Source organism: Moorena sp. SIO1G6 (assembly GCF_010672795.1).
GTDB classification, from domain to species: Bacteria; Cyanobacteriota; Cyanobacteriia; order Cyanobacteriales; family Coleofasciculaceae; genus Moorena; species Moorena producens.
This window is the reverse complement of the sequence record NZ_JAAHFZ010000039.1, coordinates 47,512-60,069: the sequence shown is the minus strand read 5'-3', so window position 1 is coordinate 60,069 and position 12,558 is coordinate 47,512. Positions and strand designations below refer to the sequence as shown.

At 44.4% G+C, this 12,558-nt stretch carries 2 protein-coding genes; both read left to right on the top strand.

The genetic code is table 11. The features are described from left to right. Nucleotides 1–4,751 (top strand): SDR family NAD(P)-dependent oxidoreductase (locus F6K63_RS26655; RefSeq protein ID WP_287313550.1); only part of this gene is annotated, 4,751 nt, incomplete at its 5' end. Between the two features lie 46 nt (nt 4,752–4,797). Beyond that, a complete protein-coding gene (locus F6K63_RS26650; RefSeq protein WP_287313548.1) occupies nt 4,798–12,552 on the top strand; it encodes a type I polyketide synthase in 7,755 nt (2,584 codons plus the stop codon). Nucleotides 12,553–12,558 lie beyond the last annotated feature (6 nt).

Here is a 12,558-nt window from a genome sequence, read left to right as displayed (position 1 = left end):
AGCCTCAAGACATAAACACTTCAGATATTAACCAAACTACTTATACTCAACCAGCCCTATTTGCCATTGAATATGCCCTGTTTAAGTTATGGCAATCCTGGGGCATAAACCCAGATGTAGTCATGGGGCATAGTGTCGGAGAATATGTAGCAGCAACAGTAGCAGGAATTTTTAGTTTAGAAGACGGTCTCAAACTAATTGCCACCCGGGGAAGGTTGATGCAACAGTTGCCCTGTGAGGGTGAGATGGTTTCGGTGATGGCATCGGAGTCAAAAGTGCGTGATTTGCTCAAGACCTACACACAGAAAGTAGCGATTGCTGCGATTAATGGACCATTAAGTGTAGTAATTTCTGGAGCCAGTGAAGACATTGGTGTTATTTGTGACAAATTAGAAGCTGAGGGAATCAAGACCAAAAGGTTGCAGGTATCTCACGCTTTCCATTCACCGTTGATGGAACCGATGTTGGCAGAATTTGAAGCAGTAGCCCATCAAATCACCTACCATCAACCGACTATTCCACTAATATCAAATATTACAGGAGTGCGAGCCGACAAGAGCATTGCCACAGCCAACTATTGGGTAAATCATGTGTTAGAACCAGTCAGGTTTGCCCAAAGTATGGAGACCTTGCACCAAAAAGGGTATGAAATATTCCTAGAAATCGGACCGAAACCAATTTTATTAGGCATGGGGCGGCAGTGTCTCCCAGAAGAGTTTGGTGTGTGGTTACCGTCGTTACGTCCGGAAGTAGATGAATGGCAGTTGATGCTGTCTAGTTTGGCACAGTTATATGTGCAGGGAGTCAAGGTAGATTGGTCAGGGTTTGACCGAGATTATAGCCGTAATAAAGTAGTATTGCCGACATATCCATTCCAACGGGAACGGTATTGGGTAGAAACCAAAAATGACTACCAACAGCAACAGCATTGGTCAAAAGAAAAAAATCTGCACCCATTACTAGGAGAACAACTCAACCTAGCCGGAATAGAGAATCAACATCGTTTTCAATCATACCTAAGGGCAGAATACCCAGGCTACCTAAACCACCACCAAGTATTTGAAAAAGTGCTATTTCCAGCCACAGGCTACCTAGAAATGGCAGCAACAGCCGCTAAAAATCTGTTCAACAAAGCCGAAGTAGAAGTAGCAGATGTAGCCATAGTAAGAGGGTTAATCCTACCAGAAACAGAAATTTTGACAATACAAACAGTAGTCAGCCCCTTAGAAAACAACAGCTATAAGTTCGAGATATTTAGCACATCCATTGCTGAAAATAAACAGACACCCCAATGGCTGTTGCACAGCGAAGGAAAGATCTACACCGAGCCGACTACCAACCGCAAAGGCAAAATCGACCTAGAGAAATACAAAACAGAGTGTAGTCAAGCCATAGACATTAAACAACATTATCAACAATGTCTCGAAAGAGGGATTAACTACGGCAGCAGTTTCCAAGGAATAAAACAGTTGTGGAAAGGTCAAAGGAAAGCCCTAGGGCAAATAGGCTTACCAGAGGAATTAACAGCACAAGTAACAGACTATCAGATACATCCAGCCCTATTAGATGCAGCTCTACAAATCCTAGGTCATGCCCTAGACAAAACCGAAACCGACCAGACCTATCTGCCAGTAGGGATAGAAAAATTGAAACTGTATCGTCAGACAATAAGCCAGGTATGGGCGATCGCAGAAATACCAGAAACTAGCTTAACCGCAGACATTTTGCTGGTAGACAACCAGGGCACGATACTAGCCGAGCTAGAGGGATTAAGGGTAAGGGCAACCACAGCCAATGCTCTGTTGAGAAGTCTGCAACCAGATATCAGCCATTGGTATTATCAAATCAACTGGCAAGCTCAAGCCTTACCATCAACGACCCCATCACCAGCAGCAACCAGTAAATGGTTAGTATTGGCAGAAGATACTCACCTAGTAGAAGCACTAGAACACAAAGGTCACGAGTGCATCAGAGTATCAGCAGGACAGACCTATGAGCAACTAAGTCCACAACACTATCAAATCAATCCCACCAGTGCTGAACAATTCCAACAACTGCTAGAAGAAAACCCAGGGATGACAAGGGTGGTGCATCTGTGGAGTGTGCCGGAACTCGTTGGCAAAGACCACCTAGAATTAGAGACAATTCTGGCCCAAAGTTGTGGGGCAGTGCTGCATTTGGTGCAAGCAATCGTCAACAGCAAACCGGAAAAAATCCCGCAGCTGTGGTTAGTCACCCAAGGAACTCAGAGGGTCAACTCAGACCAAGAAGTAATCAACCCCGAGTATGGAAGCTTATGGGGACTAGGACGAGTCATAGCCCAAGAACACCCAGAATTAGGCTGTAAACGCCTCGACTGTGACCCAGAATTGCCGATTACTCAAAACCTAGAAGCCCTAGTCACAGAGCTGTTATCAGAAGATGTAGAAGACCAAATCGCCATACGTCAGGGCAGTCGTTATGTAGCCAGACTTGGACAAAAAAACCACAAACAGGCCATCACCTCAGCCGACCAACCAGTGCAATTAAAACTGCCAGAATACGGAGTGATCGACAATCTCAACTGGCAACCAATGCAGCGGCGTGTTCCAAAAGCTATGGAAGTAGAAATCGAAGTAGCTGCAGTGGGACTAAACTTCCGAGACGTGCTCAACGCCCTAGGATTACTTAAAGACTACTACGCCTCCCATCTAGGCATCAGCAGTGCACAGCAACTGACCTTTGGTTTTGAATGTGCTGGTAAAATCTGTGCCGTAGGAGCACAAGTATCACAGTGGCAAGTAGGAGATGAAGTGATAGCCACCATGCTCCACGATGGTTTCAGCAGTTTCATCACTGCCCCAGTAGAGCATGTGATGCCAAAGCCCAAACAAATGAGTTTTGCAGAAGCGGCAACCCTACCCCTGACATTCTTGACCGCCTACTATGGGTTGCAGCACTTAGCCAAAATTCAACCAGGAGAGCGAGTATTAATTCATTCTGCAGCAGGTGGTGTCGGGCAAGCCGCCGTGCAAATAGCCCAAGGAGCAGGGGCAGAAATATTGGCCACCGCCAGTCCGAGTAAATGGGAATTTCTCAAATCCCTGGGAATCAAGCATGTCATGAACTCCCGCACCTTAGAGTTTGCCGGGGAAATCATGGAGCGCACCGCAGGAGTTGGGGTAGATGTAGTCCTCAATAGCCTCAATGGAGAGTACATTCCCAAGAGCTTGGAAGTATTAGCTCCAACAGGCAGATTTGTCGAAATCGGCAAAATTCGGATTTGGGACCAACAGCAAGTCAAGGAAAAACGACCAGATGTTAGCTACTACCCCTTTGATTTAGGAGAAGTAGTCCAACAAAAACCAGGTGTAATGGCTCAACTGTCGGAGGAATTAACTCAACGATGGGAGCAAGGAAAACTCAAAGCCTTACCTTATAAAGTATTCCCCAGTACAGAAATAGCAGCAGCCTTCCGGTATCTGCAGCAGGCCAAGCATATAGGGAAGGTAGTTGTGGAGATGCCACAAGCCACAGGTCAGCCAAACTCCATCAAACCAGAAGCCAGTTATTTAATTACCGGAGGATTAGGAGCCTTAGGGTTGGAAGTAGCCCAATGGATGGTCACTCAAGGAGCGAAGCATCTAGCCTTAATGGGGCGTCGGGCTCCGAATCCAACCGCACAAAAAGTAATAGAGGAGTTAGAAACAGCTGGAGCCCATGTCAGTGTATTATTAGGAGATATTTCCAATCAAGAGGATGTAGCCTTGACACTACAGGAAATATCAGCATCATTACCCCCACTCAAAGGGGTGATTCATGCAGCTGGGGTATTGGATGACGGGTTAGTGCAAAACATGAATTGGCAGCAGTTTACCAAAGTGATGGCACCAAAGGTGGCAGGAACTTGGTATTTGCATCAACTGACCCAGGATTTACCCTTAGATTTCTTTGTCTGTTTCTCGTCGATGGCTTCGATGTTGGGTTCACCAGGTCAAGGAAACTATGCCGCCGCTAATGGTTTTATGGATGCAGTAGCTCACTATCGTCGAGGGCAGGGATTACCAGGATTGAGTATTAACTGGGGAGCATGGGCAGCAGGAGGCATGGCCGCTCGTTTAGATAGTTTTAATCAGCAGCGGCTTGATCGGAGTGGCATGATTGCCATCAAACCAGAACAGGGAATGCAGGCATTGGGGTCATTGTTATCGGAGTCCCAAAGCCAAGTGGGGGTGTTCCCGGTTAATTGGTCAAGGTTTGTCAGCCAACTACCGGGTGGGCAAAAGATGCCATTTTTGTCCGCTTTGATTTCCACTGAGCCATCATTAACCCAAAAGTCGGCATTTAGGGAACAACTAGAAGCAGCAGCCGTTTCAGAACGTCAGGAGTTATTAACAACTCAGATTCGCTCGGTGATCGCCAAAACCTTAGGCTGGACAGATGCACAAAAGATTGGAATGCGACAGCCTTTGTTTGAATTAGGCTTAGATTCTTTGATGGCCGTGGAATTAAAAAATCGCTTGGAGTCAAGTTTAGAAGCAAGCTTAAGTTCAACACTGTTATTTGATTATCCTATGGTAGAAGCACTGGTAGAGTATTTAACCAATGATGTCATTCCTCTAGATTTCTTTGATGAAACAGAAAAGAAATTAAAGGAGGAAGATGTTCCTGGGGAGCACTCATCCCAGTTATCAGATGTCACCCAACTCTCAGAAACTGAACTAGAAGCATCAGTTCTTGAAGAAATTGAAGCATTAGAAAAATTAATCTAATACAACATTAGAATTTACAAAATATAATGCTATACTGGAAGACATAATGATCATAAAAAAAGAATCAGAACAACCACTATCCCCCTTACAAAAAGCACTTATAGCCCTTAAAGATGCACGCTCAAAATTAGAAAAATACGAAGCTCAAAGCAAGGAACCCATAGCGATAATTGGCATGAGTTGTCGCTTCCCTGGTGGAGTCAACTCTCCTGAAGCATTCTGGCAACTACTCCATGATGGAGTAGATGCGATCGCAGAAGTACCATTAGCGCGATGGAACATTGATGACTACTATGACCCTTCTCCAGATGCTCCAGGTAAACTTTATACCCGCGATGGTGGTTTTATCTCACACATAGATCGCTTCGATGCCCCATTTTTTGGGATTTCACCCCGAGAAGCTCAAAGCTTAGACCCCCAACAACGCCTCTTGCTAGAAGTAAGTTGGGAAGCAATAGAAAGGGCTAACATCGTCCCGGATAAATTGTTTAATAGTCTGACAGGAGTATTTATTGGCATTGGTAGTAACGATTACTTAAATCAGCTGGCCACCTGTGAGATGCCACAGGCTTATTGGGGGACAGGTAATGTGCCTTCTGCTGCTACAGGTCGTTTATCATACATATTGGGACTGACAGGACCTAATCTGGCAGTAGAAACCGCTTGCTCTTCCTCCTTAGTATCTGTGCATCTAGCTTGTCAGAGCCTCAGACAGCGAGAATGCCATATGGCTTTAGCTGGTGGTGTGAATCTACTCCTATCTCCTGAGTTGAGTATTGTTTTCTCTAAAGCCAAAATGTTATCTCCCGATGGTCGTTGTAAGACGTTTGATGCTTCGGCTAATGGTTACGTCCGTGGAGAAGGATGCGGAATAATTGTTTTGAAGCGACTTTCAGACGCTGTAGCCAATCAGGATAATATTCTGGCAGTAATTCGTGGAACTGCTGTTAATCAAGACGGACCAAGTGGTGGATTGACAGTACCTAATGGCCCGTCTCAAGTAGCTGTGATCCGTCAAGCCCTCGAAAATGGGGGAGTAGACCCAGCAAGTGTTAGTTATATTGAAGCTCATGGGACAGGAACTTCTTTGGGAGACCCGATTGAAGTCAAAGCCATAGGAACAGTATTTGGAAAAACTCACTCTCAAGAAAACCCCTTAAGTGTTGGGACAGTTAAAACTAACATAGGTCACTTAGAAGTAGCAGCAGGAATTGCCGGTTTGATGAAGGTAGTCCTGCAACTGCAACAGCAAAAAATAGCAGCATCACTGCATTTTAACCAGCCTAATCCTTATATTAATTGGTCGGACTTACCAGTAGAAGTATCGACCCAGCTGACCCCTTGGCAAAGGAATGGGAAAAGTCGCCTCGCTGGAGTAAGTTCCTTTGGTTTTAGTGGTACAAATGCTCATGCCATTTTAGAAGAAGCTCCAATTCAAGTCAGAAGTCAGAAGTCAGAAGTCGGAAGTGAAGAAGATTTAGAACGTCCAATTCATATATTAACTCTATCAGCTAAAACCGAAACAGCTTTTGATGAGTTGGTCAGTAGTTATCAAAATTATCTAAAAACTCATCCCAAATTAGGTGTGGCCGATCTATGTTATACTGCCAACACTGGACGTACTCACTTCAAGCACAGACTAGCGGTTGTCGCCTCAAACCAACACGAATTAGTCACAAAACTTCGACAGCACCAACAAGGAGAACAAGTAGCAGGAATCAGTTCAGGAGAACTGTCCAACAAGACCACAGCATCGAAAATTGCGTTGTTATTCACAGGTCAAGGTTCCCAATACATCAACATGGGAAGGCAACTCTATGAACAAGCACCGACTTTCCGTCAAGCCTTAGATCAATGTGAGCAAATCTTACAGCAGTATCTGGAATCTCCACTCAATCAAGTTCTCTATCCTCAACACCCACAGCATTCAAGCTCCTCTGTACTAGACCAAACTGCTTATACCCAACCGGCTCTGTTTGCTATAGAATATGCTCTGTTTAAGTTATGGCAATCATGGGGCATAAACCCAGATGCAGTGATGGGTCACAGTGTCGGAGAATATGTAGCAGCTTGTGTGGCAGAGGTTTTTAGTCTGGAGGACGGTCTGAAATTAATCGCCATGCGGGGCAGGTTGATGCAACAGTTACCCTCTGGTGGTGAAATGGTATCTGTAATGGCATCAGAATCTCAGGTAACAGAGGCTATAGGCGAGTATAGTTCACAAGTGACAATAGCAGCGATTAATGGACCAGAAAGTATGGTGATTTCTGGTGAAAGTGAAGCGATCGCAACCATTTGCAGTAAGTTAGAAGCAATGGGAGTTAAGACCAAACATTTACAGGTGTCCCATGCTTTTCATTGCCCGTTAATGGAGCCAATGTTGGCAGAGTTTGAAGCAGTAGCTCAAGAAGTCACCTATAGTCAGCCTCGGATACCACTCATTTCTAATGTTACTGGTCAAAAGGTGAGTTCAGAAATAACTACTGCTAAATATTGGGTGAATCATGTCCGACAACCAGTGAAGTTTGCCCAGAGTATGAAAACTCTGGATGAGGAAGGTTATAAGGTATTCTTGGAAGTGGGACCCAAACCAATATTGTTAGGAATGGGAAGGCAATGTTTAACAGAAGATGTGGGAGAATGGTTGCCATCATTGCGTCCAGGAGTGGATGAGTGGCAACAAATGCTCTATAGCTTAGGACAATTGTATGTAAAAGGAGCCAAAATAGATTGGTCAAGGTTTGACTCTGACTATAGTCGTCAGAAAGTAGCATTGCCGACTTATCCATTCCAACGGGAACGTTATTGGATAGAAACCAACAACAACTTCTGGCCTAAACAGAAATTTTCAAAAGGTGAAAACCTCCATCCCCTATTAGGTCAAAAGCTAAATTGTGCAGGGGAACAACAAATATTTGCATCACAAATAGGAGAAAAATCACCCAATTATCTCAGCCATCACCGAGTATTTAATCAAGCACTATTTCCCACAACCGGCTACCTAGAAATAGCAATAGCAGCAGGAAATCATCAATTAAAAACACCCCAGATAGTAGTAGAAGACCTAACCATAGGTAGAGGATGGATACTACCAGCAGGAGAATTGACAAATGCCCAAACCATACTCACCCCAACAGACAACCAAAGCTACAAGTTTAAAATATTTTCTCAACTTGAAGAAGAAGAGTGGAGACTCCATAGCACAGGAAAAATCAGAAAAGAGTCAACCCCCGCTACTCAGACAAAAATTGACATAGAAAAATACAAGAGTGAATGTAATCAAGCAATAGAAGTCAAACAACATTATCAAAAATGTCAACAATTGGGGATAGACTACGGAAATAGCTTCCAAGGCATTCAAGAATTGTGGTCGGGTTCAAACCAAGCACTAGCTTATATCAAACTACCCGAAGAATTGATAACAGAAACAGGGGAGTATAATTTCCATCCAGCACTATTAGATGCAGCCTTTCAAGTAATATCTCATGCACTGCCAGAAACGGATAGTGATAAAACTTATCTGCCAGTAGGAATAGAAGAATTCAAACTATATAAGAATCCCGGGCTAAGTTTATGGGCTTACGCATCAGTAACCAGTCCCGAAGTGAAAACTCCAGAAAGTTTAACGACTATTGTCACCATAGTAACTCCTTCAGGAGAAATAATTGCCAACCTCAAAGGTTTACAACTCAAACTAGCAACAAAACAGACTCTACTGGGAACAGAAACCGAATCAATAACAGATTGGTTGTATGAAGTAGAGTGGATAAACAAAGGTATTTTCGGTAAACTACTACCACCATATTTCCTGATACCTCCTGTAGAAATTAGCCAAAAATTAACTCCCAGTCTAACAGAATTAGTAACTCAAGTAGATAATGCTCGTACCTCAGAAATTGGCAGGAGCTTAGAAGAATTAAGCGTAGATTATATAGTGCAAGCCTTGGGGTCAATGGGTTGGTCATACCAGCCAACAGAGAGCTTCGACTTGGAGGCAGCAGTCCAACGTTTAGCCATAGTTCCGAGCCAACGACGACTGTTCCAGCGTTTGCTAGAAATCTTAGCAGAAGTAGGAATACTCCAGTGCCAGCAACAACGGTGGCAGGTGCAACAAACCTTAGAGAAAGTCAACCCGACTCAACAAAGCCAGAGTTTACTGAGTCAATATCCACAGGAAACAGCAACATTGACATTATTAGACCGTTGTGCATCTCAACTAGCGGTCGTACTAAGAGGAGCAATAGACCCAGTACAATTGGTGTTCCCTCAAGGAGATTTAACCACAGCAACCCAACTGTATCAAGACTCAAGTGTAGCGAAAGTGATGAACACGATCGTGCAAAAAACCATCACTCAAGCTATTGAGAAATTACCACCGAGCCGAGGGATAAGGTTGTTGGAAATCGGAGCTGGAACAGGAGGGACAACTAGCTATATTCTGCCCCATCTCAATCCCAACCAAACAGAATATATATTTACCGATATTGGGGCATTGTTCACCAGTAAAGCCCAAGAGAAATTCCGGGATTATCGATTCCTGGGCTATCAAACCTTAGATATAGAGGTAGACCCGACCAGCCAAGGATTTGAATCTCATCAATATGATGTAATTATTGCGGCCAATGTCCTCCATGCAACCGCAAGTCTCAAGCAAACCTTATCCCATGTGCGGCAACTGTTGGCACCAGGGGGAATGTTGGTCTTGTATGAAGCAACAACTCGGATTAGGTGGGCGGATTTAATCTTTGGACTATTAGAAGGATGGTGGAAATTCAGTGATTATGAATTACGACCAGACTACCCACTGCTGAGTCGCCAGCAGTGGAAAAAGGTGTTGAGTGAAACAGGTTTTACTCAAGTAGTTACCTTGCCAGAAGTGGAGGGAATGGCAAAAGCTTTGTCAGAGCAAACGGTGATTGTAGCCCAAGCAGCTACCACAACCTTAGAACAAACGAAGGAGACATCGAAAGGTTGGTTGATACTAGCAGACACTCAAGGAATTGCTCAACACTTAGCTAGCCAACTGCGCTCAGTAGGAGACGTTTGTACCTTAGTATTTGCAGGAGAGAGCTATCAACAGCTTGCCCCGGAAGAATTTACCATTAACCCCGACAACCTCTCAGAATTTGAGCAACTGATAGAGACTCTAGCCGCCAAATCACCATCTTTATCGGGAGTAGTACAATCTTGGACAACCGAAGCAGGGCTAGGTAAAACTATCAACTCTGAGGAATTAGAAAACTTATCTCGGCTAGGGTGCGGCACAACCTTATCTTTGGTACAAGCCTTAGTCAAAGCCGGATTATCTCAATCACCCCGGTTATGGTTAGTGACGAGTGGTGCTCAAGCGGTGCCGTCAAATCATCCGGTCATACCAGGAGTAACTCAATCTTCGGTGTGGGGAATGGGAAAAGTGATTAGCTTGGAACATCCAGAGTTAAACTGTACTCGTATAGATTTAGACCCAGAGGAGACTATAGAGGGTCAAGCTGATGCACTCTTTAATGAAATCTGGTCGGAGGATTCCGAAGATCAGGTGGCATGGCGTGGAGATGGTCGTTATGTGGCTCGGTTGGTGGGTAGTCGTCATCGGCAACCAGTGGCACAACAGTTGGTGCCATCTCAACCATTCAAACTAGGAAGTTCCGAGAAGGGTAGTTTAGATAACTTAATCCTAGAGCCAGTTACTAGACGTCCGCCAGGAGCAGGGGAAGTAGAAATTAGAGTTAAGGCAACAGGATTGAATTTTCTAGATGTAGTATCTGCATTAGGATTAGTCCCTCAGCAAGTGGATGGAATGTCTCAAAAACACTTAGTAGAGATGGACAGTTTTGGTGGAGAGTGTGCGGGTGAAGTAGTAGCTGTAGGGTCAGAAGTCACAGGCTTTCATATAGGGGATACAGTTATGGCTATGGCTCAAGGCAGCTTTAGTCAGTATGTAACTGTTGATGCTACCTATGTAGTTATTAAGCCAGAACATCTGAGCTTTGAAGAAGCAGCATCTATTCCAGCTAATTTTTTAACAGCTTATTATGCTTTGCATTATGTGGCTAAGATTAAGGGTGGCGATCGCATTCTCATCCATGCTGGTGCCGGAGGTACGGGGATGGCAGCAGTTCAAATCGCACAGCGAGCAGGAGCTGAGGTTTTGGCTACCGCCAGTCCTCCCAAATGGGAAGCGCTACGACAGATGGGAGTCAAACACATTATGAATTCCCGGACAGTGGAGTTTGCTGACCAGGTGATGGCAATCACTCAAGGTCAAGGAGTAAATATTGTACTCAACTCTCTGACTTCTGGGGAATTTATTAGCAAGGGTCTCTCAGTAGTAAGTTCTGGTGGTCGGTTTGTGGAAATCTCCAAGCGAGGAGTCTGGGATTCAAGCCAAGTAGCAGCAGTCAGACCTGATGTATCTTATTTTGTAGTGGATTTAGTCAAAGAATCAATAGAGCAACCGGGATTAATCAATTCTATGTTGCAAGGGTTGAAAGATAAGTTGAGCAACGGTTTACTACAACCACCACCAGTGAAGGTATTTCCCATAGAGAAAGTCATTGATGCCTTCCGTTATATGCAGCAAGCCAAACATATAGGCAAGATTGTGGTGAGTCAAACACAACTTGCTGATGGTACGACTCAAAAGCCTTTAAGTTTCCGTTCTGGAGCTAGCTATTTGATTACAGGAGGTATGGGAGGTTTGGGTTTACTGGTAGCTAATTGGATGGTGTCTAAGGGAGCTAAACATTTGGTATTGTTGGGACGCCGTTCACCGGATGATGCTATTAGGAAAAAAATAACAGAGTTAGAAATGGCTGGCGCTTCCGTGGTAGTGGAAAAAGCCGACGTGTCTGATCTTGAATCAATGACCAGAGTGCTGCACAAGATTGAGCAGTCCAACATACCACTAGCAGGGGTAATTCATTCAGCAGGGATGTTGTCGGATGGAGTGTTACAAAACCAAAGTTGGTCTAGCTTTGAGCAAGTGATGGCACCGAAAGTGCAAGGTGCTTGGCATTTGCATCAATTGACTCAAAATCAACCATTGGACTTTTTTGTGCTGTTTTCTTCGGCAGCATCTCTGTTGGGTTCACCTGGTCAGGGAAATCATTCGGCAGCTAATGGGTTTCTTGATGGGTTAGCCCATTATCGTCGCGGGATGGGATTGTCGGGATTGAGCATTCATTGGGGAGCCGTTGCTCAAGTGGGAGAGGCGGCAGAAAGGGGTGCTGATATGAGGGCATCCAAGCAGGGTATGGGTGTAATTTCTCCAACTCAGGTATTAGAGTCTCTAGAACTACTGATGAGTGGTGAGGATGTAGAAGTAGGAGTGATTCCCCTTGAGTGGTCAGCTTGGCAGGAGAGATTAGCCCAATGGCCTTTCTTGGCAGATTGGCAGGAAACAATCCAAACCACTTCTGAAACGTCTAAGTCAGAATTTCTGTTAAAGCTGGAGGCAACAGAACCTAACGAACGTCGCTCTTTATTAGTAGCTCATGTCCGTCGTCAATTAGCTCTGGTATTAGGAATCAATAATCCCGAATCCATTTCATTAGAGACAGGCTTTTTTGACCTAGGCATGGATTCTTTAAGTTCTGTCGAGTTGAGGAATAAGTTGCAATCCAGTTTAGATTGTTCACTGCCATCTTCTCTGGCTTTTGATTATCCCACGGTAGAGAAACTGGTAGATTATTTAGTTAAAGACTTACTAGCTGAAAAAGAGGAGGTACCAGATGAAAGCGAGCAACTTATCGAAATAGACGATATTGCTAAAAGGCTGGCAGAACAACTAGGAGCCAATTAGGAGGTA

What these genes read in the sequence shown, in the direction of transcription:
- F6K63_RS26650 (WP_287313548.1), top strand. Translation starts at nt 4,798, where the DNA reads ATGATCATAAAAAAAGAATCAGAACAACCACTATCCCCCTTACAAAAA.